At 63.5% G+C, this 25,535-nt stretch carries 31 protein-coding genes; 12 read left to right on the forward strand and 19 right to left on the reverse strand.

Translation table 11 applies throughout. From position 1 onward, the window contains the following. Positions 1-35: 35 nt before the first annotated feature. The gene (locus tag SYNCC9605_RS12010; RefSeq protein ID WP_011365333.1) at positions 36-1,214 is read left to right on the forward strand and encodes a nucleotidyltransferase family protein; all 1,179 of its coding nucleotides are present in this window, start codon (positions 36-38) and stop codon (positions 1,212-1,214) included. Here the strand turns inward: SYNCC9605_RS12010 and SYNCC9605_RS12015 are convergent. Then, a complete protein-coding gene (locus tag SYNCC9605_RS12015; protein ID WP_011365334.1) occupies positions 1,195-2,100 on the reverse strand; it encodes a methylenetetrahydrofolate reductase in 906 nt (301 codons plus the stop codon). The genes SYNCC9605_RS12010 and SYNCC9605_RS12015 overlap by 20 nt on opposite strands. A 67-nt stretch (positions 2,101-2,167) precedes the next feature. On the opposite strand from SYNCC9605_RS12015, the gene SYNCC9605_RS12020 reads away from it, so the two are divergent. Beyond that, entirely contained in the window at positions 2,168-2,446 is a 279-nt protein-coding gene (locus SYNCC9605_RS12020; protein ID WP_011365335.1) for a helix-turn-helix domain-containing protein, read from the forward strand. A 214-nt stretch (positions 2,447-2,660) separates the two neighbouring features. Here SYNCC9605_RS12020 and SYNCC9605_RS12025 read toward each other — a convergent pair whose 3' ends face one another. The 9 genes from SYNCC9605_RS12025 to SYNCC9605_RS12065 are packed head-to-tail and all read right to left on the reverse strand — an operon-like array spanning position 2,661 to position 10,168. Further along, complete coding sequence (locus SYNCC9605_RS12025) at positions 2,661-3,167, reverse strand: CYTH domain-containing protein (RefSeq protein ID WP_011365336.1); 507 nt, start codon at positions 3,165-3,167, stop codon at positions 2,661-2,663. 3 nt (positions 3,168-3,170) lie between these two features. Further along, positions 3,171-4,121, reverse strand: coding sequence for an NAD(+) kinase (locus tag SYNCC9605_RS12030; RefSeq protein ID WP_011365337.1), 951 nt, complete (start codon positions 4,119-4,121; stop codon positions 3,171-3,173). Positions 4,122-4,139: 18 nt separating this feature from the next. Continuing rightward, positions 4,140-4,469 (reverse strand): NADH-quinone oxidoreductase subunit NuoK, encoded by a 330-nt coding sequence (gene nuoK / locus SYNCC9605_RS12035; RefSeq protein ID WP_006851948.1) that lies wholly within the window; start codon positions 4,467-4,469, stop codon positions 4,140-4,142. Continuing rightward, positions 4,469-5,068 carry an NADH-quinone oxidoreductase subunit J gene (locus SYNCC9605_RS12040; protein WP_011365338.1) on the reverse strand — a complete coding sequence of 200 codons (600 nt, stop codon included), beginning with the start codon at positions 5,066-5,068 and terminating at the stop codon, positions 4,469-4,471. The genes nuoK and SYNCC9605_RS12040 overlap by 1 nt, the downstream gene beginning before the upstream one ends. After that, positions 5,065-5,712: an NAD(P)H-quinone oxidoreductase subunit I gene (gene ndhI / locus SYNCC9605_RS12045; RefSeq protein WP_011365339.1), complete on the reverse strand. Its 648-nt coding sequence runs from the start codon at positions 5,710-5,712 to the stop codon at positions 5,065-5,067. The genes SYNCC9605_RS12040 and ndhI overlap by 4 nt, the downstream gene beginning before the upstream one ends. A 59-nt stretch (positions 5,713-5,771) precedes the next feature. Continuing rightward, positions 5,772-6,890: an NADH-quinone oxidoreductase subunit NuoH gene (gene nuoH, locus SYNCC9605_RS12050; protein ID WP_198002510.1), complete on the reverse strand. Its 1,119-nt coding sequence runs from the start codon at positions 6,888-6,890 to the stop codon at positions 5,772-5,774. Positions 6,891-6,917: 27 nt separating this feature from the next. Further along, positions 6,918-8,108: a citrate synthase gene (locus SYNCC9605_RS12055; RefSeq protein ID WP_041435851.1), complete on the reverse strand. Its 1,191-nt coding sequence runs from the start codon at positions 8,106-8,108 to the stop codon at positions 6,918-6,920. 13 nt (positions 8,109-8,121) lie between these two features. Further along, complete coding sequence (gene sixA / locus SYNCC9605_RS12060) at positions 8,122-8,610, reverse strand: phosphohistidine phosphatase SixA (RefSeq protein WP_011365342.1); 489 nt, start codon at positions 8,608-8,610, stop codon at positions 8,122-8,124. Next, complete coding sequence (locus tag SYNCC9605_RS12065; protein ID WP_198002455.1) at positions 8,588-10,168, reverse strand: DUF3352 domain-containing protein; 1,581 nt, start codon at positions 10,166-10,168, stop codon at positions 8,588-8,590. The genes sixA and SYNCC9605_RS12065 overlap by 23 nt, the downstream gene beginning before the upstream one ends. 53 nt (positions 10,169-10,221) lie before the next feature. Between SYNCC9605_RS12065 and SYNCC9605_RS12070 the strand changes: the two genes are divergently transcribed. Both SYNCC9605_RS12070 and SYNCC9605_RS12075 read left to right on the forward strand, forming a co-directional pair. Further along, on the forward strand, positions 10,222-10,578 hold the full coding sequence (locus SYNCC9605_RS12070) for a rhodanese-like domain-containing protein (RefSeq protein WP_011365344.1): 357 nt from the start codon (positions 10,222-10,224) through the stop codon (positions 10,576-10,578). Then, positions 10,578-11,552, forward strand: coding sequence for an HrcA family transcriptional regulator (locus tag SYNCC9605_RS12075; RefSeq protein ID WP_011365345.1), 975 nt, complete (start codon positions 10,578-10,580; stop codon positions 11,550-11,552). The genes SYNCC9605_RS12070 and SYNCC9605_RS12075 overlap by 1 nt, the downstream gene beginning before the upstream one ends. 10 nt (positions 11,553-11,562) lie before the next feature. Here SYNCC9605_RS12075 and trpB read toward each other — a convergent pair whose 3' ends face one another. Further along, entirely contained in the window at positions 11,563-12,819 is a 1,257-nt protein-coding gene (trpB, locus tag SYNCC9605_RS12080; protein ID WP_011365346.1) for a tryptophan synthase subunit beta, read from the reverse strand. Positions 12,820-12,918: 99 nt separating this feature from the next. On the opposite strand from trpB, the gene SYNCC9605_RS12085 reads away from it, so the two are divergent. Both SYNCC9605_RS12085 and cysC read left to right on the forward strand, forming a co-directional pair. Continuing rightward, complete coding sequence (locus SYNCC9605_RS12085; protein WP_011365347.1) at positions 12,919-13,245, forward strand: translation initiation factor; 327 nt, start codon at positions 12,919-12,921, stop codon at positions 13,243-13,245. Between the two features lie 31 nt (positions 13,246-13,276). Next, a complete protein-coding gene (gene cysC / locus SYNCC9605_RS12090) occupies positions 13,277-13,921 on the forward strand; it encodes an adenylyl-sulfate kinase (protein ID WP_011365348.1) in 645 nt (214 codons plus the stop codon). On the opposite strand, the gene SYNCC9605_RS12095 is transcribed toward cysC, so the two are convergent. From SYNCC9605_RS12095 to purE, 3 genes are read right to left on the reverse strand one after another with little or no spacing between them, the layout of a single operon-like run. Then, the gene (locus tag SYNCC9605_RS12095) at positions 13,881-14,966 is read right to left on the reverse strand and encodes an AI-2E family transporter (protein WP_011365349.1); all 1,086 of its coding nucleotides are present in this window, start codon (positions 14,964-14,966) and stop codon (positions 13,881-13,883) included. The two genes, cysC and SYNCC9605_RS12095, sit on opposite strands and share 41 nt — an antisense overlap. A 21-nt stretch (positions 14,967-14,987) precedes the next feature. Next, complete coding sequence (locus SYNCC9605_RS12100; RefSeq protein ID WP_011365350.1) at positions 14,988-15,617, reverse strand: hypothetical protein; 630 nt, start codon at positions 15,615-15,617, stop codon at positions 14,988-14,990. Next, positions 15,617-16,168 (reverse strand): 5-(carboxyamino)imidazole ribonucleotide mutase, encoded by a 552-nt coding sequence (gene purE, locus SYNCC9605_RS12105; protein ID WP_011365351.1) that lies wholly within the window; start codon positions 16,166-16,168, stop codon positions 15,617-15,619. Before purE ends, SYNCC9605_RS12100 begins: the two co-directional genes overlap by 1 nt. 11 nt (positions 16,169-16,179) lie before the next feature. Here purE and SYNCC9605_RS12110 point away from each other — a divergent pair, with 11 nt between their 5' ends. Next, a complete protein-coding gene (locus SYNCC9605_RS12110; protein ID WP_011365352.1) occupies positions 16,180-17,367 on the forward strand; it encodes an N-acetylglucosamine-6-phosphate deacetylase in 1,188 nt (395 codons plus the stop codon). 27 nt (positions 17,368-17,394) lie between these two features. Then, entirely contained in the window at positions 17,395-18,108 is a 714-nt protein-coding gene (bchM, locus tag SYNCC9605_RS12115; RefSeq protein ID WP_011365353.1) for a magnesium protoporphyrin IX methyltransferase, read from the forward strand. Here bchM and SYNCC9605_RS12120 read toward each other — a convergent pair. From SYNCC9605_RS12120 to SYNCC9605_RS12130, 3 genes are read right to left on the reverse strand one after another with little or no spacing between them, the layout of a single operon-like run. Then, positions 18,072-19,019 (reverse strand): pseudouridine synthase family protein, encoded by a 948-nt coding sequence (locus SYNCC9605_RS12120; RefSeq protein WP_011365354.1) that lies wholly within the window; start codon positions 19,017-19,019, stop codon positions 18,072-18,074. The two genes, bchM and SYNCC9605_RS12120, sit on opposite strands and share 37 nt — an antisense overlap. Beyond that, a complete protein-coding gene (locus tag SYNCC9605_RS12125; protein ID WP_011365355.1) occupies positions 19,016-19,753 on the reverse strand; it encodes a response regulator transcription factor in 738 nt (245 codons plus the stop codon). Before SYNCC9605_RS12125 ends, SYNCC9605_RS12120 begins: the two co-directional genes overlap by 4 nt. A gap of 39 nt (positions 19,754-19,792) precedes the next feature. Continuing rightward, positions 19,793-20,293 carry a hypothetical protein gene (locus SYNCC9605_RS12130; protein WP_257929473.1) on the reverse strand — a complete coding sequence of 167 codons (501 nt, stop codon included), beginning with the start codon at positions 20,291-20,293 and terminating at the stop codon, positions 19,793-19,795. Between the two features lie 65 nt (positions 20,294-20,358). On the opposite strand from SYNCC9605_RS12130, the gene SYNCC9605_RS12135 reads away from it, so the two are divergent. Both SYNCC9605_RS12135 and SYNCC9605_RS12140 read left to right on the forward strand, forming a co-directional pair. Next, positions 20,359-21,492: a cysteine desulfurase family protein gene (locus SYNCC9605_RS12135; RefSeq protein ID WP_071813069.1), complete on the forward strand. Its 1,134-nt coding sequence runs from the start codon at positions 20,359-20,361 to the stop codon at positions 21,490-21,492. Between the two features lie 33 nt (positions 21,493-21,525). Further along, positions 21,526-22,335 carry a hypothetical protein gene (locus SYNCC9605_RS12140; RefSeq protein ID WP_011365358.1) on the forward strand — a complete coding sequence of 270 codons (810 nt, stop codon included), beginning with the start codon at positions 21,526-21,528 and terminating at the stop codon, positions 22,333-22,335. On the opposite strand, the gene rsmH is transcribed toward SYNCC9605_RS12140, so the two are convergent. Continuing rightward, positions 22,332-23,216 (reverse strand): 16S rRNA (cytosine(1402)-N(4))-methyltransferase RsmH, encoded by an 885-nt coding sequence (rsmH, locus tag SYNCC9605_RS12145; RefSeq protein ID WP_011365359.1) that lies wholly within the window; start codon positions 23,214-23,216, stop codon positions 22,332-22,334. The genes SYNCC9605_RS12140 and rsmH overlap by 4 nt on opposite strands. Before the next feature lie 54 nt (positions 23,217-23,270). On the opposite strand from rsmH, the gene SYNCC9605_RS12150 reads away from it, so the two are divergent. Together SYNCC9605_RS12150 and SYNCC9605_RS12155 are read left to right on the forward strand one after the other, a co-directional pair. Further along, positions 23,271-24,455 carry an NAD(P)H-quinone oxidoreductase subunit H gene (locus SYNCC9605_RS12150; protein ID WP_011365360.1) on the forward strand — a complete coding sequence of 395 codons (1,185 nt, stop codon included), beginning with the start codon at positions 23,271-23,273 and terminating at the stop codon, positions 24,453-24,455. A gap of 24 nt (positions 24,456-24,479) precedes the next feature. Continuing rightward, positions 24,480-24,842, forward strand: a complete 363-nt coding sequence (locus SYNCC9605_RS12155; protein ID WP_011365361.1) for a DUF2752 domain-containing protein — start codon at positions 24,480-24,482, stop codon at positions 24,840-24,842. A gap of 4 nt (positions 24,843-24,846) precedes the next feature. On the opposite strand, the gene SYNCC9605_RS12160 is transcribed toward SYNCC9605_RS12155, so the two are convergent. Next, positions 24,847-25,524 carry a hypothetical protein gene (locus SYNCC9605_RS12160; RefSeq protein WP_011365362.1) on the reverse strand — a complete coding sequence of 226 codons (678 nt, stop codon included), beginning with the start codon at positions 25,522-25,524 and terminating at the stop codon, positions 24,847-24,849. Between the last annotated feature and the right edge of the window lie 11 nt (positions 25,525-25,535).

Genomic DNA, 25,535 nt, shown 5'->3' on the forward strand with positions numbered 1-25,535 from the left:
TGGTCACTAACTTGTATTGACCGGACCAAACGCCAATGAAGGCGATGATTCTGGCGGCTGGTAAGGGGACGCGGGTCCAACCGATCACCCATGTGATCCCTAAGCCAATGATTCCTATCCTGCAAAAGCCGGTGATGGAATTTCTGCTGGAACTGCTCAAGGAGCACGGTTTCACCGAAGTGATGGTGAACGTCTCCCACCTGGCCGAAGAAATTGAAAATTACTTCCGGGATGGCCAGCGTTTCGGGGTTGAAATTGCCTACAGCTTTGAAGGACGGATTGAAGACGGCGAACTGATTGGGAGTGCCCTGGGGTCTGCTGGCGGGCTCAAAAAAATCCAGGATTTCCAGCACTTCTTTGACGACACCTTCGTGGTGCTCTGCGGCGATGCACTGATCGACCTTGATCTCAGCGAAGCGGTACGCTTGCACAAAGATAAGGGTGCGATCGCCAGCCTCGTCACCAAAAGGGTCCCCAAGGATCAGGTGAGCAGCTATGGCGTTGTGGTCACCGATGACCAGAACAGAATTTCAAGCTTCCAGGAAAAGCCCAGCGTCAACGAAGCCCTCAGCGACACGATCAACACCGGCATCTACATCTTCGAGCCGGAGGTCTTTGAACACATCCCTTCGGGACAGTCCTTCGACATCGGCTCTGATCTGTTCCCGAAACTGGCCGAGCTCGGTGCACCCTTCTATGCCATCCCGATGGATTTCGAATGGGTGGATATCGGCAAGGTTCCCGACTACTGGCAAGCCATTCGCAGCGTGTTGATGGGTGACGTCCGTCAGGTGGGCATACCCGGCAAGGAGGTGCGTCCCGGGGTGTACACCGGCCTGAATGTGGCCGCCAACTGGGACAAGATCAACGTCAGCGGACCCGTCTATGTGGGCGGCATGACCAAGATCGAAGACGGCGCAACCATCGTTGGGCCCACCATGATTGGCCCCAGCTGCCATATCTGTGAGGGCGCCACCGTCGATAACTCGATCATCTTCGACTACTCGCGCATCGGCCCTGGCGTGCAGCTGCTCGAGAAGCTGGTGTTCGGCCGCTACTGCGTGGGCAAGGACGGTGATCACTTCGATCTACAGGAGGCCTCGCTCGACTGGCTGATCACAGATGCCCGTCGTCAGGACCTGGTAGAGCCTTCCCCACAGCAGAAGGCCATGGCAGAGCTGCTCGGCACCGACCTCACCCAGGCAGCGAGCTGAGCCCGGCGCGATCGAGGATCAACGGGATCCGCTCCTCTGCCTTGATCGCCATCAGGTGCACGCCACGAACGATGCCGAGGTATCGCTTCACCTGTTCAGCGGCGATGGCCACACCCTCCATTGCGGGATTCTCGGCACACTCCAGCCGGTGGATCAACGCATCGGGGATGCAAGCTCCCGGCACAACGCGGTTGATGAACCGGGCATTCTTGGCTGACTTCAGCAGAAACACTCCAGCGAGCACGGGCAGGTCCAGGGGGCCGGCCAGCTCGCGCTGGAAGCGCTCGAGCGCTTGAGGGTCCATCACCATCTGGGTTTGAACGAAACGTGCTCCCGTCGCCTGCTTGCGCTGCAACCGACGCTGGAGACCGCTCCAGCTCCTCGATTGCGGGTCGGCAGCACACCCGGCAAACAGCGTGGTCGCCCCGTCCGGCAGGGTGCCCTGCACGGGATCCACGCCTCGATTAAGAGCGTCCACCTGCTGCAGGAGCTTCACCGACTCGAACTCATTCACCGGCCGCGCATCCGACTGATCACCCGCCCGCACCGGATCGCCCGTGAGACACAACAGGTTGCGGATCCCCAGCGCATGGGCCCCGAGCAGGTCGGCCTGGAGGGCGATGCGGTTGCGATCCCGGCAGGCCATTTGCAACACCGGCTCCAGACCAGCTTCAAGCAGCAACTTGCAGGAGGCCAGGCTGCTCATCCGCATCACGGCCCGGCTGCCATCGGTCACGTTCACCGCATGGACACGGCCTTGCAACGATGCGGCCATGGCCAGCATGTGCGAAGGATCGGCTCCGCGGGGAGGCATCACCTCGGCCGTGAGCACCTGATCCCCGGCCTCAATTGCGCGCTGCAGCGCCGTACTCAAATCTCGTTCCATTTCACCGGCCCACTATGCAGGATCAGACCGGTCGGCCGGACTAGCATGGTTTCAACGGCTGCCAGCCATGTCCTCCCTCGACGGTACGGATCCTCTGGAGATCTCCCTTTCTGCAAGGGAGATCGAGATCATCGAGCTCGTGGCCGAAGGACTGACCAATCAGGAAATCGCTGACCGGCTCACCATCAGCAAACGAACGGTCGACAACCACGTGAGCAACGTGTTCACCAAGACCGGTTCCAAGAACCGGGTAGCACTGCTCAACTGGGCCATGGACAACGGCAAGATCTGCCGGGACGGTTTCAACTGTTGCGTCCTTCCAGAACACGATCCCCCCTCAGCCTGAGCCTGATCGTGGAGCTGACAGGCTCCGGCAGGCTTTGCAGGGAGGTGGGGCCTACAGGAATCTGAAACAGCGAGGCGTATTCCAGGCAGGCCTCCACGCTCGACCCTGCGAAGCGAAGCATTCCAGTTGTGTCGTACAGACCAACCACTGGAAGGAGCCAGCAATCAGAACTCCTTAAAGATAAAGGAAAGCTGAAGACAAATCCAGTCCGTCCTTAGGGCCAGCCAAAACGGCGACGCTGCTCTTCGGGCCAGGACTGAACCGGGTGCTGGGCCAGCACCGCATTGCTCCAGCGGGATTCCCCGGTGATCTCCTCTTCGCACCAGGGCGGAATCAGCAGATCCGCCTGGGCCGATGCCAGCTCCACCTCCGCCAGCACCAAGGGGGCGTTCTCGCCCTGGAAACAATCCACCACCCAGTCACCACCAGGGCAATCCAAGGAGTAGCGGACTTTGTCCAGGCGGTGCGGCGCCAGATCCCAGAGGGCTTCGGCGTCCGCCACAGGAATCGGATATTCAAACTCGTGGCGCACCAGACCAACGGCATCAGCAGCAGCCTTCAGGGTGAGCCAGGCCTGATCCGTACCACGCAGACGCATACGCACCGTCACACCTTCAGCACTGGCGGCCAGATATCCCTGACGCAGAGCCTGGGCGGGGCCGGCCATGCTGCGCCAAGCATCCGACCGCACCAGAAAGCGCCGTTCAATCTCGAGGGCCATGGCTCAATTCTGCGAGGGCTGCGCCGCGTGCAGGCTTCCCGCCCAGTGCAGCTTGTGGGACAGGGTTCGGTAGTACGACGGGCTTTGATTGAGCAACACCATCAGGGCATGGTGGCGCGCCTGCTGAACAACACAGCACTCCCCAGGCTCGAGCACCGTGCAGCCCACGCCGTCTTTCCAAAGCTTGATCCGGTGATCCCCAGCCCCAAGAGGCCAGATCGCCAACCTGGCCCGGGGCGGCACCACCAGCGTTCGGCTGGAGAGACTCATCGGGCAGATTGGGGCCACGATGATGGCATCGATGCCGGGATGAAGAATCGGTCCCCCTGCCGCCAGGGCGTACCCGGTGGAGCCCGTGGGGGTGGAGAGGATCAGGCCATCACCACGCACCTGATCGATCACTTCCCCATCGATCTCTAGCTCCAGGGTGCAGATGGGCGAAATTTCGTCGCGATAGGCCCGCAAGTAGAAGTCGTTGAAGGCCCAGTGGTGCTCTTCATCGTCTTCGAGATCCGGCTGCTGCAACGGGCCCGGCGAAGCCGCTCGATCTTCAGCAGAACGGCGATCCACCATCGCCTGAAGCATCATTCGCCGTTCAATTGCGAACTGATCGTCCTGAAGGCGTTGCCAGATCTGATCGCCGCGCAATACACGGCGGTCATGGGTGAGAAAACCCAAATGGCCTCCCACATTGATGCTGAGGATCGGGATGTCATGCACCGCCAGGTGGCGGGCAGCCCCCAGAACCGTGCCATCTCCCCCCAGCACCAGAGCAAGGTCGGCCAAAGACTCCTCAACAGCCAGCAGGCCAGGGAAAGGATTCACCCGCGGCCCCGACATTGCGGTGACCACATGGGAGCCTAGGGCTTTCAGCTCCTTGGCACATTGCCGGGCCTCACGCTGGGCGGGCTGGCTGTCGGCCCGATAGATCACCCAGACCCGATCGAGACGCATGACCCAGGTGTGCGGGAGTTACCAGCGCAGCAGGTTGAACTGCTCCATGTCGACGGTAACGCGATTGCGATAAAGCGACAGCAGGATCGCCAGACCGACCGCTGCCTCAGCGGCGGCCACCGTGATCACGAACACAGCGAAGACCTGGCCGCGAATCAGATCACCATCCACGAAGGAGGAGAAGGCCATCAGGTTGATGTTCACGGCATTGAGCATCAGCTCAATGCTCATCAGCACGCGCACCGCATTGCGACTGTTGATCAAACCCCAGACGCCGATACAGAAGAGCATCGCGGCCACCAGGAGGTAGGCCTGCAGGGAGGGAAGTGTGGCAAGCAAATCGCTCATCAGTCCGCTCGATTCATCAGCAGGGGAGTACGGGCCTTCTCAATCAGGCCTTGATTGGCCACCTCACCGGTGACTACATCGGTGGCGAGCACATCACGACGGGCCAAGACGATGGCACCGATCATGGCCATCAGCAACAGCACCGATGCCACTTCAAACGGCAGCAAGTAATCGGTGAACAGGTGTTCACCAATGCGAGCCGTGGCTTCCTCACCCACGGCGACAGGACCGGGCAGCGACCAGGGGGTGGTAACCACAACACGAACGAGCAACGCCATCAGACCGGCGCAAACGCCGGCGGACACCACACGGCGCGTGGTGAGGTTGGCAATGGCCTTGAGGTCTTCCCGCTTGTTCACAAGCATGATCGCGAACAGGATCAACACGTTGATCGCGCCCACGTAAACCAGGATCTGGGCCATGGCCACGAAACTGGCGTTCAGCAGCAAGTAGAGCCCTGCAACAGCAGTGAACACCCCGCCCAGCAGGAAGGCAGAATAGACGATGTTGCTGAGCAACACCACACCCAGGGCGCCGATCACGACAACGGCGGACAGCACCAGGAAACAGATCAGCTCGGTGGTTGTCGCGATGGTCATGCGTCGCCCTCCTTGGCCTCACTGGAGGATTGTCCGTCATTCTTGGCTGTTGGCTTGGCTGGAGGGGTGAGGGTCTCCAACACCTGAGCCGGGAGCTGGCCAGCCCGAGGCCGATCGGAAGCAACGCCGTGAGGATCCATCTCACCTGCCGGCAGATAGGCAAGTTCCCGGAGGGGAACGACTGAGGGATCGGTGGTGACGCTGGTGGGAAGGCGTCCGAGTGCAACGTTGTCGTAGTTGAGGCTGTGGCGATCAAAAGCGGCCAGCTCGTACTCCTCCGTCATCGAAAGGCAGTTGGTGGGGCAGTACTCGACGCAATTGCCACAGAAAATGCAGACGCCGAAGTCGATGGAGTAGTTGCGCAGCTCCTTCTTCTTCGTGGCTTTGTTCATCACCCAATCGACCACCGGAAGGTTAATCGGGCAGACCCGCACACACACCTCACAGGCGATGCACTTGTCGAACTCGTAGTGAATCCGGCCCCGATAACGCTCGGATGGGATGAGCTTCTCGTAGGGGTACTGCACCGTGACCGGACGGCGCTGCATGTGGTCGAAAGTGACCGAAAAGCCTTGGGCCAGATTCCGAGCTGCATCGACTGCATCGCGGGTGTAATCACCGACCTGTTTGAGAAAGCCGAACATGGTCTGAAGGGGAGAGAACGAAGCGAAGCCGGAAGCGTGGAAATCCTAGGTAAGAAAACTTAGCCGCCGAATGCAACGGGGAAAGCGAGCTTGAGGGCTGCTGTCACCAGAAGGTTCACCAGGGACAGGGGCAGCAGGAACTTCCAGCCCAGATCGAGCAGCTGGTCAATACGGACGCGGGGGGTGGTCCAGCGAAGCAGGATCGCCACGAACACCAGCAGATAAGCCTTGAGAACCGTCATCACGATGCCAACGGTGCCCGTGATCACCTGCACCAAGGGGGCATCGATGGGCTGGTTCAGCCAGCCGGCGAGCCACTCCACAGGAATCGGGAAGCCCCAGCCACCGAGATACAAAACGCTGACCAGAACGGCAGAGAGCACCAGGTTGATGTAACCCGCCAGGTAGAAGAGGGCAAATTTCATGCCCGCGTACTCGGTCTGGTAACCCGCGACCAGCTCTTCCTCAGCTTCGGGAAGGTCGAAGGGAAGCCTCTCACACTCGGCCAGGGCACAGATCCAGAAAATCAGGAAGCCCACCGGCTGACGCCAGATGTTCCAGCTCAAGATGCCGGCACCTGTCTGCTGACCGACGATGTCAACAGTGCTCAGCGAGTTGGTCATCATCACGATGGCCAGTACCGCCAGAGCCAGGGGAATTTCGTAGCTGATCGATTGAGCTGCGGCCCGCAGTCCCCCGAGCAGCGAATACTTATTGTTGGAGGCATAGCCACTCATTAACAGGCCGATCGGCTGAATGCTGCTGAAGGAGATCCAGAGGAAGATCCCTACGCCCACATTGCTGATTAGCAGGTTCTGGCCGAAGGGAATGATCAGCCAGGAGATGATCACCGGCACCACCACCAGCACCGGGCCGAGGGTGAACAGCAGGCTGTCGGCCCGCGCCGGAATGATGTCTTCCTTGACCAGCAACTTGAGGCCGTCGGCCAGGGGCTGAAGCACACCCAGGGCACCGGCATACTCCGGACCGATTCGCTGCTGGACAGCGGCGGAAATCTTGCGTTCCAGCCACACCGAAACCAGCACACCCACCACTGCAGCCACCAGAACTAGCAGCATCGGCAGCGGCAGCCACAGCAGCCTCGCCACCTCCGGGGAGAAGCCAAACCCTTGCAGTGCCTGGCTAAAGCTCAATTCCAAGTCCAGTCCCGGACTCACCATGGTGTCGACGGAAGTGAGTGCAACTTAGGCGGCCGGAGCCGAGACGCGCTCCTCAATGGGCATCCAGGAGCGTGGCTGGGATCCGGAGTAGATCTGCGAAGGCCTGAAAATCCGGTTCGCCCCGAGCTGCTCCCGCCAATGGGCCAGCCAGCCGGCGACCCTGGCAATGGCGAAGACCGGCGTGAACAGATCCCTGGGAATGCCGAGCTTGCGGTACACCAGGCCTGAATAGAAATCGACGTTGGGGTAGATGCCTTTGGGGCCAAGGCGGGACGCTGCTTCTGCTTCGATCGCCCGGGCCACGTCGTAGAGGTCGTCATGGCCGAAGCTGGCGAACATCTCCTCTACCAGGGTCTGCAGGATCACGGCGCGGGGATCTTTCACCTTGTATTCCCGGTGGCCGAAGCCCATGATTTTGCGCTTGGCGGCGATGGCCTCATCCAGAAAAGCGCCAGCATTCTCGGGACTGCCCACCTGCTCGAGCATGGCGAGAACATCTTCGTTGGCGCCACCGTGGAGTGGCCCCGCGAGGGTGCCTACAGCTGAAGCCACCACGGCGTAGGGGTCGGTGAGGGTGCTGGCGGTAACCCTGGCACTGAAGGTGCTGGCGTTGAGGCTGTGTTCGGCATGGAGCATCAGGCAGCGGTCAAAGATCCGCGCTGCCAAGGGATCCGGCTCACGTTCCGTGAGCATGTAAAGGAAATTGGCGGAGTAGGCCAGATCATCCCGGGGCTGAATTGGGTCTTGGCCTTTGCGGATCAGCTGAAAGGCCGCCACCATCGTGGGGATCTTGGCGATCAGCCGCACCACCGCGTCATAGATGTACTGCGGGTCGTCGATCGCCCGGCGCGAATAGAACAGCCCCAGGGAAGCGGCACTGGACTGCAGCGCGTCCATGGGATGGCCGCTGGCCGGGAAGCACTTCATCATGTCCCTCACCCGGAAGCTGACCCGCCGGTGCATCTGCACCGCGTGCTCAAACTCCGCCAACTGGTCGCGGCCGGGCAGCTCTCCCCAGATCAGCAGGTAGGCCGTTTCCAGAAAGCTGCTGTTGGCCGCCAGATCCTGCATCGGGTAGCCGCGATAGGTGAGCAGCCCCTTCTCGCCATCGATGTCGCAGATCGCCGACTGGGTGGCCGGCACGCCATCCAGGCCTGGACGCAGTTCGATCCCGGTCCGCGCATGGCGCAGGTCGCCTGTCTGCTGCTGGGCCACCACCTGATTGCCTCTAACAGCAACCTAAATCGTCAATCAACAGTGCTGGCCGAAGCAAAGCCTTCAACTGCCACTGGCCCGCGGAACGACGCAGCTGGATCACGCCGGCTTTCTTCAGCACCAGGGAACCCGGAGCACATCCCAGAAGACCGCAGGCCAGATCGCCTAGATCCGGCTCATGGCCGACCAAGCCAAGCCGTTGATCGAAGGCGTTCACCAGCATGTTGAGGGCGCCTCCTGGCTGGAGGCGTTCATCCACAGCGAGCTCTGGAGCAAGCCCTGCCTCCATCGCCAGTTCCGCCGTTTGCAGAGCCCGACGGTACGGACTCGAGAGCAGGCGATCCAACCGCAGCCCCCGTTGCACGAGGGCCGCCATCACCAGCTGGGTTTGCTGACGGCCAGCGGCGGTTAGGGGTCGATCCGGATGGTCCTGGCCAGCCTGGCGGGGTTCGGCGATGCCATGCCGCAATAGGACCAGGTCAGCCAAGTTCGAGCCGGGCATGCAACGGAATCTCGGTACTGCCTTGCTCCTGACGATCAACGTCGATGGCCACCGCAAAGCCGTGGACCTGATCCTGAAGGGGCCGCCCCGCCATCACCTGCAGCAGGGCCCATGGCCGCCATTGCCCCAACAGTGCACGAGCCGGCTCATCCGCCAGCAGGAGGGCCTGCGCCGGTTGGGCGGAGGCTGTGAGCTCCTGCCACTGGTTCAAGCGGGGCTGGAGAGCACGCCCGTTCTGGCGCTGCGCCAACGCCATCAAGGACTCGCCCCACCAGTTCAACGCAAACGAGCGAACCTGAGCCACGGCCAATTGAGCATCCACCCCCGGCTGGCGTCCCCGCTGGCGCACCAGCCGCGTCCACACGCTCAACACCTCGCCATCGCCCTCCAGCTCAGAACGGGTCAGGCCCTGCTCCTGCAGACGCGCATCCACCGCATCCCTGGCGGGGCTTTGCGGGCGGGTGGCCAGCAGCCAGCCCTCGGGTTGGTCCTGCCAAAGCAGAGGGCCGTCATCGGCCCCCACAACAGCCTCTGCTGCCGGCTGGTCCGCCAGGTGCTTCTCCAGCAATGGAGCGAACCATTGGGCCAGCGGATGACTTTCGCTGGGATCCAACAGACGGGCTGGATTCTGCAGCTGAGCCAGCCAGCGAGCATGGCCGCCGGCCGAAGCAGTCAGATCCGTGAGTCCAGCCCAGGGCTCGGTGCCAAGGGCTTGCCGGAACCCGAGTCGCCCATCCACCGCCAGGGTTGAACCCTCCGGTCGCAGTGATGCCACGAGTCCACTCAGATCGTCTCGTTGAGCCACCAGCTCAGGCACCTGCAACCAATGCTCAAGGGCATGGGGAGATGCCGTGAGCAGAGCCACGCCTTCACCGAGCTCAGCCACCTGACGCTGAAGGCGTTGATCACCCTGCTGATGCTGATCCGGGAGCTGGGAGACATCGAGGGCCTGCTCCAGCACGCCCCGACCTGAGGCCACGAGGAGCAGATCATCGTCAATCAAGGCTGTGGCCAGAGGTTGGGGGTCATGCCCCACCAACGCCCCCTGGCCGCTGATCACACCGATTCCGCGGTAACTGCTGATCTGCAGGTCAGTGCCCGCCAGGCTGCGGGTCTGCCAGAACCGTTGCAGAAAGCGCCGGGCGCCGTCGTCATCCCGACTGGTCAAAGCCAACACCCAGCCAGCATTGGCGTCCCCATCGGTGAGGGTGAGACTGACCTCCTCGCCAAGCCAGGGTTCCAGCTCAAGGCCGAACTGGAGGCCCGCCAAGGCAAAGACGCCTTCGCGCCACTGCCGGGCACCATCACTGGCATCGCGGCGTTGGGAGGCAGGGGCAACGGCCTGGGCATAGGCCGGCAAGCGTCCTGGATCGGCCAGCCAATGGAGCGAGAGATCAGCATCCCGGGGTACAAACCGGGCCGCCCGGGGCAGATGCAACGGCTGCTCCGCCAGCTGCAGGGGGCTCTGGCGGTTCATGGTCCAGAGCAGGCCAACGGCCAGCAGAAGCAGCGACAGCAGCACAGCGCCGGCAGCGCTGAGGAAAGGGCGGGCCTTCATGGGCCGGCGGTCTCGGGTCGCCTCATCTTTGTCCATCACCGCAGAATGACGCCATGGGCCAATCCCAACAACCACAACCAATCCAAGCCTCTGAACTGCAGCAATGGCTGCAAAGCGAGCGACCTTCACCGCAACTGGTGGATGTGCGCGAGGAGGCTGAGCTTGCGATCGCTGCCTTCCCCGGTGCGGTGCTGCACCGCCCCCTGAGCCAATCCAATGCATGGCTTGGATCACTGCAGGCCGACCTCAACCGCGATCAACCCGTTGTGGTGGTCTGCCATGCCGGCGTTCGCAGCTACCACTTCGGCCTGTGGCTGCTGGACCAACCCTGGGGGCTTGAGGTGTGGAACCTTGAGGGAGGCATTGATGCCTGGAGCCTTCAGGTGGATCCCAGCGTTCCCCGCTACTGATGAGCAAGCCCCTGTCCCTTCGGCAAGAACAGGTGCTTCAGGCGACGGTGCACCACTACGTCGACACGATGGAACCGGTGGGCAGCCGCACCCTGGTGCAACGCTTCGGCATCCCTGCCAGCTCCGCCACCGTTCGCTCCGCCATGGGGGCGCTTGAGCGCCGCGGACTGCTGCATCAGCCGCACACATCTGCCGGACGCGTTCCCAGTCCGATGGGATACCGGCATTACGTGGATGCGCTGCTGCCGGAACCTGGCGTCGCCGTTCAACACCTGGATCGGGAGCTCACCGGCTTCAGCCTCCGTTGGGCCGGTCTGGACGACCTGCTGATGCATCTGGCTCGGCGGCTGACGGATTTCACCGGCCTGATGAGCCTGATCACCCAACCGCAGCAGGAGAACCAGCAACTGGAGACAATCCGCCTGGTGCCCAGCGGTGATCGACTGCTGGTGATGCTGGTGGAAGCCAATGGCCGCGCCAGCCACCTCAACCTGCGTCTGCCCCACGGTGCTGAAGCCGAACTCACCGCAATGGAATGCTGGGCGTCAGCCCAGCTCGAGCAGGGCGACCTGAACTGGGACGCACTGCCCAGGCAGCTGCAACGCAGCGGCGCTGTGCTGCGCAACGCGCTGGACCAACCAGCCCCCGCCAACTCCACACAGGTGGTGGTGCATGGCCTCTCAAGGCTGGTGAGCGAACCGGAATTTGAAAGCACCTCCAGCCTTCGGCCGCTGCTGGAACTGATCGATGACCAACCCGCCACCTTGATCAGCCGCGGTGAGTCCGCGCGGGTGTGGATCGGCGACGAACATCCGCAGCCAGCTCTGGAGGCCTGCGCCGTGGTTCAGGCCCCCTACCGCTGCAACGAGGGGCTGGGCCATGTGGCCCTGGTGGGCCCGATGCGGATGGCCTATGCCACGGCACGGGCAGCCGTGCAGCGGGTGGCCCGCCACCTGGAGTTGCTGCTCGCCTGAGGCCCGCTCCTTAGAGCTGATCCCCAAGCTTCTCCGCCACGGTGTTGACGTCCTTGTCGCCGCGGCCGGAGCAGTTGATGACCACTTCCGTGCCGTCGGCCAGGGTGGGGCAAAGCTGCTCAAGCCAAGCGAAGGCGTGGGCGGTTTCCAGGGCTGGAATGATGCCCTCAAGCTCACTCACCAGGCGCAGGGCATCGAGGGCCTGTTGGTCGGTGACTGCGGCGTACTCAGCACGCCCGATCTCCCGCAGGTAGCTGTGCTCCGGTCCCACTCCGGGGTAATCGAGACCTGCACTGATGGAGTGGGCCTCCATCACCTGACCGTCGCCGTCCTGCAGCAGCAGGCTCATGGCCCCGTGCAGCACACCGGCACGACCTTCGGTGATCGTGGCGGCGTGGCGACCGCTAGCCACACCATCACCAGCGGCCTCAACACCGATCAGCCGCACAGACATGTCCTGCACAAAGGGATGGAACAGGCCCATGGCATTGGAGCCTCCGCCAACACAGGCCATCAGCACGTCGGGCAGCCGGCCAAAGGCCTCCTGACACTGCTGCTTGGACTCCTCACCGATCACAGCATGGAAATCCCGCACCAACATTGGGTAAGGATGCGGACCAGCGACAGATCCCAGGATGTAGTGGGTGGTCTCGACGTTGGTCACCCAGTCGCGGATCGCTTCACTAGTGGCGTCCTTGAGGGTGGCGGTGCCGGCCGTCACCGGTTGCACCGTGGCGCCTAGCAGGCGCATGCGGAAGACGTTGAGGGCCTGACGGCGCATGTCTTCGGCGCCCATGTAGATCACGCACTCCAGACCGAAGCGGGCACAGACCGTGGCCGTGGCGACGCCGTGCTGCCCCGCACCGGTTTCGGCAATGATCCGCTTCTTGCCCATGCGCAGGGCCAATAGGGCCTGGCCCAGGGCGTTGTTGATCTTGTGGGCACCGGTGTGGTTGAGGTCTTCCCGCTTCAGCCAGATGCGGGGGCCGCCGTCGGCGCGGCGGTAGTGGGCGGTGAGACGCTCGGCCTCATACAACGGTGTCGCCCGGCCGACGTAGTTCTTGAGCAGGCGATTGAGCTCATCGGTGAAGGCGGGATCGTTCCAGGCCTGAGCCGCAGCCTGCTCCAGTTCCGCCAAGGCTGGCATCAGGGTTTCGGGCACGTACTGACCGCCAAACCGTCCAAAGCGTCCATGAGCTCCAGGGCGCACAGCTGGCTGCAGGCTGGAGGGATCCGGAGTGCTGGCGTTGGGCAGGGTGCTGGTCACGGATCCACGGCGGAACGTCGGCTCAGCGTAAGCAGACGATCACGCCATGGAGCGCCGCATGGGCGGTCATCGACAATGCAAGCCGGTTGCGACGGGTGGATGCCGAAGGGAGGCTGGCAGGAATTCAGCAGTGCCGAAAGCCTGCAACGACCGAGCGGGCCTGCAGCAGAGCCCACAGCCAAGGCGCAGCAAATGGTGCGGGTGCAGCCCACCCGCGGTGGCAAAGGTGGCAAAACCGTCACAGTGATCCGGGGCCTGGAGCTGGATGCTGCCGGCTTCAAGGCGCTGCTGAAGAAGCTCAAAACACGCATCGGCAGCGGCGGTACTGCCAAGGACGGCGTGATCGAACTTCAAGGAAATCAGGTGGATCTGGCGCTCGAGCTGCTCAGCAAGGAGGGCTACCGGCCGAAACGGGCCGGGGGTTAAGGGAGAATGGCCGCCACTTCATGCCGTGGCCATGACCGCCAGCCCCACCTACGGAGAACTCACCAACAAGGGTGCGTCCACCAACATCGCCTGGCATGAAGCCTCCGTGGGCCGCGACGAGCGCTCGAAGCAGCGCGGTCACCGCAGCGCCATTCTTTGGTTCACCGGCCTCTCCGGCTCCGGCAAGAGCACCCTGGCCAACGCCGTCAACGCAGCCCTGTTTGAGCGAGGGCTCGCCACCTATGTGCTGGATGGGGACAACATCCGCCACGGCCTCTGCAAAGACCTGGGCTTCTCTGATGCCGACCGTGAGGAGAACATCCGCCGCATCGGTGAAGTGGCCAAGCTGTTTCTGGATGCGGGCGTGATCGTGCTGACCGCGTTTGTGTCGCCCTTCCGTGCTGACCGGGACAAGGCCCGCGGCCTGGTGGAGGACGGCGACTTCCTCGAGGTGTTCTGCGCCGCTGATCTCGAGGTCTGCGAATCCCGCGATCCCAAGGGCCTCTACGCCAAAGCACGGGCAGGGCAGATCAAGGAATTCACCGGCATCTCCAGCCCCTATGAAGCACCGGAAACGCCCGAACTCAAAATCGACACCGGCAAGCAGGATCTGGCCGACTCCGTCGAGCTGGTGATCAAAGCGCTCCAGGAGCGTGGGGTGATTCCGGCGGCCTGAGTTCGCCGTCGCCAGCCCTGGCGGTATCCGCCAGGGTTTTGATGCAACTGGCCACCGGCACCGCCAACAGCAGTCCCAGTAGATCCCCCACGCCATAGAGCGCGCCCACCCGGGCGCCAATGGGCAAGGCGATCAGCAACCAGGCCGGTTGCAAACCCACGATGCTGCCCATCAGCCGCGGTTGGATCACCTGATCTACGATCTGACCGACGACGATCGCCGCGGCGAGCAGCTCAAGGCCTGTGCGTGGATCTTGAACCGCCAGAACGGCACTGACGGAAACGATCGACACGGCACTGGCATAGGGCACCAGGGTGGTGAAGCCGATCAGCACGGCAAACAACACGCCGTAGGGAATTTTCAGGGCGGTGAACACCAGAAGTTGACCGCCACTGAGAATCAGCGCCAGCACCACCTGGCCAGCGAAATAGCCCCGAAAGGTGCGTTCGAGGGTCGTCTGCACCAGATCCCTCCAACGGTCGGGCAGCCAACGGGCCAGGCCATCGACGATCGGATCCGCCCCAAGCAGCAGAAAAACCGCCAGCACCAGCACGATCACCACATTGATCGTGGTACCCACCGTTGCCCCCAGCAGCCCCAACAGACGCTGGCTCAACTGCGTGGCCAGACGGCTGAACTGAGCCACCAGATCGCTGCTGAGGTCAGCGAAATCAGCCGGGAGACCATGGTCCAGCGCCCAGAGCTGAGCCCGATCGATCCACTGCTCTGCCGCGGTGAGCAGAGACGGCGAAGCACTGAGCAATTGACTGAGCTGTTCAATCAAGAGCGGCACCAGTGCCACAGCCGCCCAGCCCAGAAGCCCCAGGGTCACTAGGACCACACTGACGATGGCCCAGGCGCGGGGAAGACCCCGCTGCGCGAGCCAGCGGCAGGGCAGGTCCAACAAAAAGGCGATCAAAGCCGCGGTGAGGAACAGCCCGGGGAATGGGGCGAACTGCACCAGCAAACGCTTCAGCACAAAGGCGTTCAAGCCCAACACCGGCAGCAGAAGACCAAGCCGCAACCAGGCTGGCCAGGGCGTCATCGAGACGATGACGCGAATCGATCAGTGCTGCTCAAGGGAGGCCGGCTTGGAGGAGGAACTGACGTAATGGCACCAGAAACTGAGCCAGGCGGCAATCCCGAGGAACTTGAAACCCTCCTCAAAGATCTGCACGGTCTCGTAGGAATTCGGCCACAGCCCTTGGAGGGCATCGGTCAGAACCGACAGACCCAACAGCACCACGGAAACCAGAAAGGTGTCGCCACCGAAGCGCCGCAGGGGGCCACGGAAGCGGAACAACAGCAGTCCGGTGAAGAAGGCGTAGGTGATGTAGAGGAACGCCTCACCGAGGTAGCGGTCATGCACCAGGAACATGTCGTCGAGGCATAGCCAGAGCGAGAAACCACCTCCGCAGAAGGCAAATTGACGGTTTAAAACGGAGCCTTGGATCTGCCGAGTGGAGGCCGCAAACAAGGCAATGGCCGCCGCCGCCATCCAAAGCAGATAGCCCACGCTGGAAAGGAAACCTTCCCCGAGAGGCGCCTTGCAGGATTGAGCCAAGTCCTTCAGCACCAGCTTGGCGCTGATGCCTTCAGCGCCACTCCAGACCAGGGCGACCGCATAGAGGATGGCCGCCGGCACCACCGCCCAAAGCAGCGTGGATCGCAGGGTGGAACGAACAGGAACACTCATCAAGTCATCTGGGAGAGGTAGTCCGTGCTGCCCAGATCAACCAGGCGCGCATCCTTGGCCACCACAGCATCGTGGAGGCTGCTGCGGTAGGCCTCAAGTTTCTGGGCCAAGCCAGCATCGGCCACTGACAGGATCTGGGCTGCCAGCAAGCCGGCATTGAGGCCTCCACCGATGGCGACGGTGGCCACCGGAATCCCCCCCGGCATCTGCACGATCGAGTGGAGGGAATCGACCCCGGACAGCGCCCGGCTCTTCACCGGCACGCCGATCACGGGCAGCGTGGTGAGGGCGGCCACCATGCCGGGGAGATGGGCCGCCCCACCGGCGCCGGCGACGATCACCCCAAACCCCTGATCCCGGGCGGCTTGAGCGAAGTTCACCATCTCCAAAGGGGTTCGGTGAGCCGAGAGCACCCGAACCTCCACCTCCAATCCCAGCTCGCGCAGGATGGCGGCGGCGGGTTCCATGATGGGCAGGTCAGAGTCACTGCCCATCACAACGGCAACACGGGGGAGCACTGGCGGCACAACGCAGAGGGGCAAGACTGCCATCGTCTCCTCCAATGGCTGCCGCGGCCAGTGTTGCGTTGATGCACCGGATCACCAACGTTCGTTTGCCTGGCCCCCTGCCCGGGGCGGGAGACCAGCGCTATGCCGTCGACCTCGACGACCAAGGGCTGATCTGCCGCATCGACGCGATGGGCATCGAGGCGCAACAAGAGGCTCAAGAAACCGATGCGGACTGGAAGGGCGACTGGCTCAGCCCTCGGGGTGTTGACCTGCAGATCAACGGCGGGTTGGGACTGGCCTTCCCGGAACTAAGCGAGAGAGATCTGCCCCGGCTGGAGCAACTCCTTGAGCTGTTGTGGCGCGATGGGGTCGAAGCGATCGCCCCGACCCTGGTGACCTGCGGCATCGCTCCGCTGCGCCAGGCCATGGCCGTGCTGCGGCAGGCGCGGCAGCAACACCGACTCGGCCGTTGCCGGCTGCTGGGGGCCCATCTGGAGGGTCCCTTTCTGGCCGAAGCCCGCCGCGGTGCCCATCCCCGTGAACACCTGGCCAGCCCCAGCCTGGAGGCTCTCGAGGAACGAATCGGCGGCTTCGAAACGGAGATTGCCCTGGTGACCCTGGCCCCCGAACTGAAGGGAGCCGCTGCGGTGATCGGGAGGCTGCGGGAGCTGGGCATCAGCGTGGCCCTGGGCCACAGCGCCGCCACGGCCGAACAGGCCAGCACCGGTTTCGATCAGGGGGTGGCCATGCTGACCCACGCCTTCAACGCCATGCCGGGGTTACACCACCGAGCACCGGGGCCACTAGGGGAAGCTTGCAGGCGCGGAGGGGTGGCCTTGGGACTGATCGCCGATGGCGTGCACGTGCACCCCACGATGGCGGTGCTGCTGCAACGGCTGGCACCGGAGCAGACGGTGCTGGTGAGCGATGCACTGGCCCCCTACGGCCTGGCCGACGGAGAGCACCGCTGGGATGAGCGGGTGTTGCTGGTGGAGAACGGCACCTGTCGCCTCGAGGACGGCACCCTGGCGGGGGTGACCCTGCCGCAACTGGAGGGAGTCAAACGGCTGGCCCACTGGAGTGACGCCCCCAGTTCGGCGATCTGGAGCGCCACGGTGGTACCGAGGCGGGTGATTGGCGATGCAACGGGATGCGTGGACGCCCTGGTGGGACGGCCGCTGACGCAGCTGCTGCGCTGGCACCAGAAAGAGGGTGAGCTGCACTGGGCCTGCGCTGCTTAGGATCCCGCCGACGCAAACCCTTCCGCCATGGCCATCGATCAGCTGCTGGAGCAGAAACAGGCCGAGAAGAAGGAGGTGAAGGGCTACTTCGAAACCACGGGTTTCGACCGCTGGAACCGCATCTACAGCGACAGCGATGACGTGAACAAGGTGCAGCGCAACATCCGCATCGGTCACCAGAAGACCGTGGATGAAGTGCTGGCCTGGATCAAGGAGAGCGATGAACTCAGCGGCGTGAGTTTCTGTGATGCGGGCTGCGGGGTGGGCAGCCTGAGCCTGCCGCTGGCGGCGATGGGGGCCGGCTCGATCAGCGCCAGCGACATTTCCGAAGCCATGGCCCAGGAAGCGGAGCGCCGTGCACGCGAAGCCGGCCTCGACATGGCCAAGCTGAACTTCTTCGCCAGCGACCTGGAAAGCCTGAGCGGCTCCTTCCACACGGTGTGCTGCCTGGATGTGTTCATCCACTACCCCCAGCAACCGGCCGAGGAGATGGTGAAGCACCTCTGCAGCCTCACCGAAGGGCGCCTGATCGTGAGCTTTGCGCCTTACACGCCGCTGCTGGCGCTGCTGAAGGGCATCGGCCAGTTGTTTCCCGGCCCCAGCAAAACAACCCGGGCCTACACCCTCAAGGAAGACGGGATCGTGAAAGCTGCCGAAGCCTGCGGCTTCAAGCTGGTGCGCCGCAGCCTGAACAAGGCCCCCTTCTATTTCTCCCGCTTGATCGAGTTCCGCAAAGCCTGATCTCCCTCACTTGGGGGATTCACCTGGAACGTTTTATCCCCCAAGTGAGGGAGACCCGAAAGCCGCCAGGCATGCAGCCGATAGCCGCCATCACCGGGGGTTGCGCTTGCTGAAATCTCGCGATCCGGGAGATACAGCGGATCCCCCAGCAAGGGACTGCCCAGCTGCGCCAGATGAATACGGATCTGATGGGGCCGGCCTGTGGTGATCGTCACCTGCAAGCGATCGCCCTCAGCCGTGCGCTCCAACAGCTCAAATTCGGAGTGAGCTGAGAGGCGTTTGCGGATCGGCGCATCGTTCAGCGGTTCGGGCCCCCAGATCCAGCCCAAGAGTGGGTGCAGCCGTTCCACCACATCACTGCTCACCGTCAGGCACTGCCCCAACTCCAAGCCGGGCACCCGCTGGCTCCAGGCCTGATACACCTTGCGGCAACCGCCGTCGGGCCGGAACTGCTTCGACCAGAGGGCACGGGTTTGCGGGGTGCAGGCACACACCTGCAAACCGGAGGTGAAGCGTCCCAGGCGGTGCACCGGCCGAGCACCGGTGGGTTCGAGCAGGGCCATGAGCGTGTGGCGGAGAAAACCACCGCCGGGCATCACCGGCAAGCCAGAGGGCTTGTTGATCACCAACAGGTCGCCGTCGTCGTGGATCGTATCCCATTGATCCGGGATCGCCTCCTCCAGCCAGGGCGGACGCCGCCAACAGAGAGCCTCACCGCCCTGCAAGGCTCGATCGCTGCAGAGCAGTGCGCCGTTCCAATCCAACTCACCCGCCGCAATCCGTTGCTGCCACACCGCCGCATCGGAGTGGCGATAGCGATCCGCCAACCAATCGCTCACCAAGTTGCCGGCAGCGGCCCGCGGCACATGATCGTGATAGGTCCAGCCGTCGTTGAGCGCTGCCGGCTTCAAGTCACGAGACGGTGCTCCAGGGCATAGCGCACCAGTTCCGTGCGGCTGGAGGTGCCCGTCTTGTTGAACAACCGGCTCACGTACTTCTCGACGTTGCGAATCGAGGTCTCCAACTGGCGGGCAATCTCCTTGTTCATCAGGCCTTCCGCCACCAGCTGGAGCACACTCGCCTCCCGCGGCGTGAAGCTGTGCACCACCGGCTCGGTGGAAGGCAGCGCTTCGGCCTGGGCCAGCAGCGAGCGGATCTCAGTGATCTGCTTGGCCATCTGGCCCATATCCGTATCGGCAAAGCGCGCCGCTTCCTGCAGCAGCCGTTGCTGGCGCTGGGCCACGTTGCGCACCCGCGCCACCAGCTCATCGGGATCGAAGGGCTTGGGGATGTAGTCGTCCACGCCGGCCAGATAGCCCTGGGTGCGGTCCGCCGTCATCCCCTTGGCAGTGAGGAAGATCACCGGAGTGCCTCCGAGCCGTTCATCGGCGCGCAGCTTCTGCAGCAGGCCGTAGCCATCCAGCCGCGGCATCATCACGTCGCTGATCACCACATCCGGCAACATCTGCTGCGCCTTGGCGAAGCCTTCTTCCCCATCCACCGCGGTGGTCACCTCAAAGCCTTCGTCTTCCAGGTAGGCCTGCACCGCCGCGCGCAGGCCCGGCTCGTCGTCCACCAGCAACAGGCGCGGAGCGGGCGCCACGGCCTCGGCGGATTCAGCGGTGGGGGTGGGCGCGTCGCTCATGGCTGGAATCGCTCTGGTCGCAATGTATGGAGCGCGCGCTCAGCGGGCCAGTGCGGGTAACTGCTCCTGCTGTTCGGGTATCAGGGTGGAAAAGCCCAGATCCAGTGCTTTCTGACGCAACGTGGCAGGGTCGGTTCCCGTCACCTCAGGCACACAGGCCGCCCACCACACCAGGTGATCCTCCCGGTTCACGTCAGTGATCGGCCCGCCGGGATTGAGGGTGCGCACGTAGACCGCCGATGGCGTGCGTTTCACCCGCAAGGGCTTCTCGGTGGAGCAGTTGACGCTCTCCACATAGACGTTCAGATCCGACGCCGACTCCTCCCACAGCTGATAACTGCGGGTGTCGGGATTCGACGGCGCTGGCTTGACTCCATAGATGCCGAGCGACAGGGTGCCGACGGGAGCTGGGCGTTCGATCAGCACCTTGAGATCGGATGGCCGCGATTGCCGCATCTGCTCCAGCACCTGCTCACGATCGAAACCACTCACGGGCTGCGCCCAAATCAGCCCCCCCAAACCCAGGAGAGCCATCGGCATCCGCAGACCCATACCAGCACTGTTCGCAATGCAGCACCATGATCGCAACATCTGCCTGAATCGTCCTGAACGGCTCCGCTCTCGCCTTTGATTTCCAGGCCACCACCCCCTGTGCGGCTGAGGTGGTGGAGGCGATGGCACCCTTCTGGAGTGCGGACTGGGGCAATCCCTCCAGCCGGCAGCATCGGCTCGGCCTCAGCGCCTCTGCAGCGGTGAAGCTGGCGCGGCGCCAGTTGGCGGAGACGTTGGGGGTGAACCCGGAACGGCTGGTGTTCACCAGTGGCGCCACCGAAGCCAACAACCTGGCGCTGCTGGGCCATGCCCGCGCCCTGGGCAAGGCGCATCTGATCAGCGTGGCCACCGAACACCACGCCGTGCTCGATCCGCTCCAGCAGCTGCAACGGGAAGGGTTCAGCGTCACCCTGCTGACCCCAGGCCCCTATGGACTGATCAGCCCCGAGCAGCTGGAGGCGGCGATCACCCCCGAGACGCGGCTGGTGAGCGTGATGGCAGCCAACAACGAAATCGGCGTGCTTCAGCCGCTCGAGCAGCTGGGAGCTGTTTGCCGCAGCCATGGCATCACCCTGCACAGCGATGGGGCCCAGGCCTTCGGGACGTGGCCACTCAACCCCGATGCCGTGGGGGTTGATCTGCTCAGCCTGAGTGCCCACAAGATCTACGGACCCAAGGGCATCGGCGCCCTGGTGCTGCGGGAAGGCATCGCGATCGAACCGCTGCAGTGGGGGGGCGGCCAGGAGGCGGGACTCCGGGCCGGCACCCTGCCCACCGCCTTGATCGTGGGCTTTGCCGCCGCCGCCCGCCTGGCTCTGCAGGAGCAGGATCAGCGCAACAGCCGGCTTCAGAAGCTGCGCGATCAGCTCTGGGAAGGCCTGCAGCGGCGCCTCCCGGGGGTGCTGCTCAATGGAGCCCTGCAGCCGCGTCTTCCCCACAACCTCAACATCAGCCTGCCCGGGGTGAACGGCAGCCGCCTGCACCGGGCCCTGCGCCCCCACCTGGCCTGCAGCAGTGGCTCCGCCTGCAGCAACGGCGCCCCATCCCACGTGCTGCAAGCGATCGGCCGCTCGCGCGCTGAAGCCGAAGCCTCTTTGCGGTTGAGCCTGGGGCGCGACACCACAGCCACCGACGTGGATCAGGCCATCGCCGCAATCACCGACGCCGTTGCTGCCACCAAAGCTTGAGCTCCCTAACGTCCGCGCAGCTGCCTGGACGCCATGGCCAGCACCCCCTCCCAGACAGGACTTTCCTTAGGGCAAGCCCTGCAGGACGGTTGGCAGGTGTTCCAGCGCAGCCCTTGGCCATTTGTGGGCTTTGTGCTGCTCAGCTTCGGCTGCAACCTGGCGCTCGACTGGCTGCCCGCCCCCGCCAACAGACTGACCAGCGGTTTGATCAATCTCTGGGTCTCGATCGGATTGATGCGCGGGGTCTGGCTCGGCTTGCAGGGCAAACAACCGACCTTTGGCGATCTGATCAAACTTAATCCAGGAGCGACATGGCGCCTGTTCAGCCGTCAGTTTGTTCTGGGGCTGTTGCTGACACTGATCAGCGGCGCAGCGTTCGCCTTGGCGGTGAATGCAGCGCAGGCGAGCCCCTTGGTGGAGGACCTGGTGAGCCTGAGCGTGAGAGCTGATGGGTCAGACCCCAGCCAACTGCCGGTGTTGCTGGCTGCGCTCCAGGCTTTGGGATTGCAGCTGCTGAGCAGCCCCGTCGCGATGCTGCTCCTATTGCTCGGCAGTGTCTTGAGCCTGTACATCCAGGTGAAACAGGCTTTTCTGGGCTACCTGGCCGTGATGAAGGGCCTCGGCCCCATCCAGGCCCTGCAAGCGGGCTTCACCACGGTTCAGCAGCACTGGTGGACGGTGTTTGGCCTGCTGGTGCTGCAGCTGGGGGTTTTGGCGCTGGGCTTTGTGGCCTGCGGATTCGGCCTGCTGGCGGCCGTTCCTGTGGTGTCTGGCCTCACTGCTTCCGCCTATCGCCAGTTGTTAGGCGATGACGATGCCGCCGGGTTCATGAGCGACCGCTAAGCAGCGGCCAGACGCTGGGCCACGCGCCACTTGGCACTGCGGGTGCGGGGATTGGCCTCCTCCTCCTGCTCGGTGGCCACCACCGGCTTGCGGGTGATCCGTTGCAAGCGCTCATCGCGCAGAAAGGCGGTTTTGACGCGGCGGTCTTCCAAGGAATGGAAGCTAATGATTCCCAGAAGACCATCGGGCTCGAGCCAGTCAGGGGCTTGCTGGAGTAGACGATCGAGCACCCCCAACTCATCGTTCACGGCAATCCGCAGGGCCTGAAAAGTGCGGGTGGCGGGATGAATCCGCCCCCGCCGCGACTTGGGGGGATAGCAACCGGCCACGGCGTAGGCCAAGGCCGCGGTGCCGTCATAGGAACCCCTGTCTTTGAGATCGGCTTTGATCCGCCGAGCGATGCGGCGGGACAGCCGCTCCTCCCCGTAGCCATAGATCAGATCCGCGAGCTCGTTCTCCTCCAGGCGATCAATCAGCTCAGCCGCAGTCTCCCCTTCACCTCCAGCATTCATCCGCATGTCCAAGGGACCATCCAGGCGAAAACTGAAGCCGCGCTCCGCCACATCCAGCTGCGGGCTGCTCACCCCCAGATCCGCCAGCACCATCACAGCGGGCTCTGGCGGCACGTAATCGGCAAAGTTGGTGGCCACGATCGAGACGCGATCGCCGAAGGAGGCCAGACGCTCCGCCGCCGCGGCCCGGGCCGTGGCGTCCTGGTCCAAACCGATCAATCGCAAGCCGGGATGCTGTTCCAGCAACAGGGCGCTGTGGCCACCGCCACCGAGAGTGGCATCGATCAACAGGCCATCCGGACGGGGAATCCGCCGGGCTGCATCCAGCACCGCATCGGCCAGCACGGGCACATGGCTGAAGGGGGGCACAAGCCACAGGCGAAGACTCCTTAAGATCTACACATCAATCGGACCACCGCTCCCATGACGCAGCTGGAAACGCGCACGGAGCCCATGGTGGTGAACTTCGGGCCCCACCACCCCTCCATGCACGGGGTGCTGCGGCTCGTGGTCACCCTCGATGGTGAGGACGTGGTCGACTGCGAACCGGTGATCGGTTACCTCCATCGCGGCATGGAGAAGATCGCCGAGAACCGCACGAACGTGATGTTCGTGCCCTACGTGAGCCGCATGGACTACGCGGCGGGGATGTTCTACGAGGCGATCGTGGTGAACGCCCCGGAAAAACTGGCGAACATCCCAGTGCCCAAGCGGGCGAGCTACATCCGGGTGCTGATGCTGGAACTCAACCGCATCGCCAATCACCTGCTCTGGCTTGGACCCTTCCTCGCTGACGTGGGCGCCCAGACACCGTTCTTCTACATCTTCCGCGAGCGGGAGATGATCTACGACCTCTGGGAAGCCGCCACCGGCCAGCGGCTGATCAACAACAACTATTTCCGCATCGGCGGCGTCGCCGCGGACCTGCCATGGGGCTGGCTGGAAAAGTGCCGCGATTTCTGCGACTGGTTCGGCCCCAAGATTGATGAATACGAAAAGCTGATCACCAACAACCCGATTTTCCGGCGCCGGATTGAAGGACTGGGAAGGATCGAGAAGGAAGACGCCATCAACTGGAGCCTCTCCGGCCCGATGCTGCGCGCCTCCGGTGTGCCCTGGGATCTGCGCAAGGTGGATCACTACGAGTGCTACGACGACTTCGACTGGCAGGTGGCCTGGGAGAAGGAAGGCGACTGCTACGCCCGCTATCGCGTGCGCATCGAAGAAATGCGCCAGTCGCTCAAGATCCTGCGCCAGGCCTGCGACATGATCCCCGGCGGCCCGACCGAAAACCTCGAGGCCAAGCGTCTCAACGAAGGCAAGGGCAGCGACGCCGCCGGTTTCGACTTCCAGTACGTGGCCAAGAAGGTGGCGCCCACCTTCAAGATCCCCAACGGCGAGCTGTACACCCGGCTGGAGTCGGGCAAGGGCGAGATCGGCGTGTTCATCCAGGGCAACAACGACGTCACCCCCTGGCGCTTCAAGATCCGCGCTGCCGACAGCAACAACCTGCAGATCCTTCCCCACATCCTCAAGGGACACAAGGTGGCCGACATCATGGCCATCCTCGGTTCCATCGACGTGATCATGGGATCGGTGGATCGCTGATCTCTGAATCGTTTTCTGCGGCGGTTGCAACGCGCGGGCTACCTGATCCCCGCGACCCTGACTGGCGCGTTATGGCTCAAGGGCTTGCATCCAGGCCTTCCAGGCCTGGGCTGTCCGCTGAGGGCCCTCACTGGCGTGCCCTGCCCCACCTGCTTTCTCACCCGTGCAACTGCGGCAGCTCTTACCGGTGATCTGAGCGGATCACTGCAATGGCATCTCTTCGGCCCAGTGGTTGCCGTTGTGCTGGTGCTCTGGAGTGTGGTGGCCCTCCGGCAACGACGCCTCATCCCCAGGGGCATGCCCCTTTGGCCCCTTCCGCTTGTTGGTGGAGGGTTGATCAGCTACTGGCTGCTGCGCCTGAGCACCAACGGTTGGCCCAGCGGCTGAGCGCTCAGCGCAACAGGCCGCGCTCATAGGCGACGTTTTGAAGGAAGAAGCTGGCCATGGGAATCACCACAAAGCCGCCCAGACCACAGGTCAGCAGAGCCAGCAGCCCCACAACGATGCCCACCAAAACCTCTAGGCCCACAAAGCTCAAGCCGTTCTGCGAGCGGTAGACCACCTGGAACGAGTTAGCAAAGGCTTCACCGATGCTCATCTCGGTGACGAAGATGCGATTGACGAACACCGGCGTGACCAAAGCCATCGCAAGCCCGGGAAGGATGCAGAGCAGAAAGCCAATGGTGGTGACCAGCGAAAAGAACAGCCCCGCCAGGACGTAACGCCACCAACGGCCGCTGAGCAGCTGAGCAGCCACTGAAATCGTCACGACCTCCCCGCGTTCGTAGTAGAGGGCAGGGACAGCCACCAACAACACCGACAGCAGGCTGGCGAGGATCGAGAGAGGCAGCTGAACAAGTTGGGCGAGCACCGCCCCGAGCCCTACTGCCGCATCGCTGCTGCCGAGGATCGCGGACATCACAACGAGGGTGAGGCCGTAGACCAGAACAGCCAACAGCGACAGCACGATGGAGCCCACCCAGCTCACCAGCACCACGGGAATGTGCTGCAGGAAGGCCTGCCAGGCCTTCTGAATGGAAGGGGGCTCATGAGCAATCGGCGCGGCCATGCTTCAGGCGG

The sequence above is a fragment of the Synechococcus sp. CC9605 genome, from assembly GCF_000012625.1.
Taxonomy (GTDB): Bacteria; Cyanobacteriota; Cyanobacteriia; order PCC-6307; family Cyanobiaceae; genus Parasynechococcus.

Bases quoted from the DNA above. Each gene is read 5' to 3' on its own strand.
- SYNCC9605_RS12010 (WP_011365333.1), top strand. From the start codon at position 36: ATGAAGGCGATGATTCTGGCGGCTGGTAAGGGGACGCGGGTCCAACCG.
- SYNCC9605_RS12015 (WP_011365334.1), bottom strand. From the start codon at position 2,100: ATGGAACGAGATTTGAGTACGGCGCTGCAGCGCGCAATTGAGGCCGGG.
- SYNCC9605_RS12020 (WP_011365335.1), top strand. From the start codon at position 2,168: ATGTCCTCCCTCGACGGTACGGATCCTCTGGAGATCTCCCTTTCTGCA.
- SYNCC9605_RS12025 (WP_011365336.1), bottom strand. From the start codon at position 3,167: ATGGCCCTCGAGATTGAACGGCGCTTTCTGGTGCGGTCGGATGCTTGG.
- SYNCC9605_RS12030 (WP_011365337.1), bottom strand. From the start codon at position 4,121: ATGCGTCTCGATCGGGTCTGGGTGATCTATCGGGCCGACAGCCAGCCC.
- nuoK (WP_006851948.1), bottom strand. From the start codon at position 4,469: ATGAGCGATTTGCTTGCCACACTTCCCTCCCTGCAGGCCTACCTCCTG.
- SYNCC9605_RS12040 (WP_011365338.1), bottom strand. From the start codon at position 5,068: ATGACCATCGCGACAACCACCGAGCTGATCTGTTTCCTGGTGCTGTCC.
- ndhI (WP_011365339.1), bottom strand. From the start codon at position 5,712: ATGTTCGGCTTTCTCAAACAGGTCGGTGATTACACCCGCGATGCAGTC.
- sixA (WP_011365342.1), bottom strand. From the start codon at position 8,610: ATGCCCGGCTCGAACTTGGCTGACCTGGTCCTATTGCGGCATGGCATC.
- SYNCC9605_RS12065 (WP_198002455.1), bottom strand. From the start codon at position 10,168: ATGAAGGCCCGCCCTTTCCTCAGCGCTGCCGGCGCTGTGCTGCTGTCG.
- SYNCC9605_RS12070 (WP_011365344.1), top strand. From the start codon at position 10,222: ATGGGCCAATCCCAACAACCACAACCAATCCAAGCCTCTGAACTGCAG.
- SYNCC9605_RS12075 (WP_011365345.1), top strand. From the start codon at position 10,578: ATGAGCAAGCCCCTGTCCCTTCGGCAAGAACAGGTGCTTCAGGCGACG.
- SYNCC9605_RS12085 (WP_011365347.1), top strand. From the start codon at position 12,919: ATGCCGAAGGGAGGCTGGCAGGAATTCAGCAGTGCCGAAAGCCTGCAA.
- cysC (WP_011365348.1), top strand. From the start codon at position 13,277: ATGACCGCCAGCCCCACCTACGGAGAACTCACCAACAAGGGTGCGTCC.
- SYNCC9605_RS12095 (WP_011365349.1), bottom strand. From the start codon at position 14,966: ATGACGCCCTGGCCAGCCTGGTTGCGGCTTGGTCTTCTGCTGCCGGTG.
- SYNCC9605_RS12100 (WP_011365350.1), bottom strand. From the start codon at position 15,617: ATGAGTGTTCCTGTTCGTTCCACCCTGCGATCCACGCTGCTTTGGGCG.
- purE (WP_011365351.1), bottom strand. From the start codon at position 16,168: ATGGCAGTCTTGCCCCTCTGCGTTGTGCCGCCAGTGCTCCCCCGTGTT.
- SYNCC9605_RS12110 (WP_011365352.1), top strand. From the start codon at position 16,180: ATGGCTGCCGCGGCCAGTGTTGCGTTGATGCACCGGATCACCAACGTT.
- bchM (WP_011365353.1), top strand. From the start codon at position 17,395: ATGGCCATCGATCAGCTGCTGGAGCAGAAACAGGCCGAGAAGAAGGAG.
- SYNCC9605_RS12125 (WP_011365355.1), bottom strand. From the start codon at position 19,753: ATGAGCGACGCGCCCACCCCCACCGCTGAATCCGCCGAGGCCGTGGCG.
- SYNCC9605_RS12130 (WP_257929473.1), bottom strand. From the start codon at position 20,293: ATGCCGATGGCTCTCCTGGGTTTGGGGGGGCTGATTTGGGCGCAGCCC.
- SYNCC9605_RS12140 (WP_011365358.1), top strand. From the start codon at position 21,526: ATGGCCAGCACCCCCTCCCAGACAGGACTTTCCTTAGGGCAAGCCCTG.
- SYNCC9605_RS12150 (WP_011365360.1), top strand. From the start codon at position 23,271: ATGACGCAGCTGGAAACGCGCACGGAGCCCATGGTGGTGAACTTCGGG.
- SYNCC9605_RS12160 (WP_011365362.1), bottom strand. From the start codon at position 25,524: ATGGCCGCGCCGATTGCTCATGAGCCCCCTTCCATTCAGAAGGCCTGG.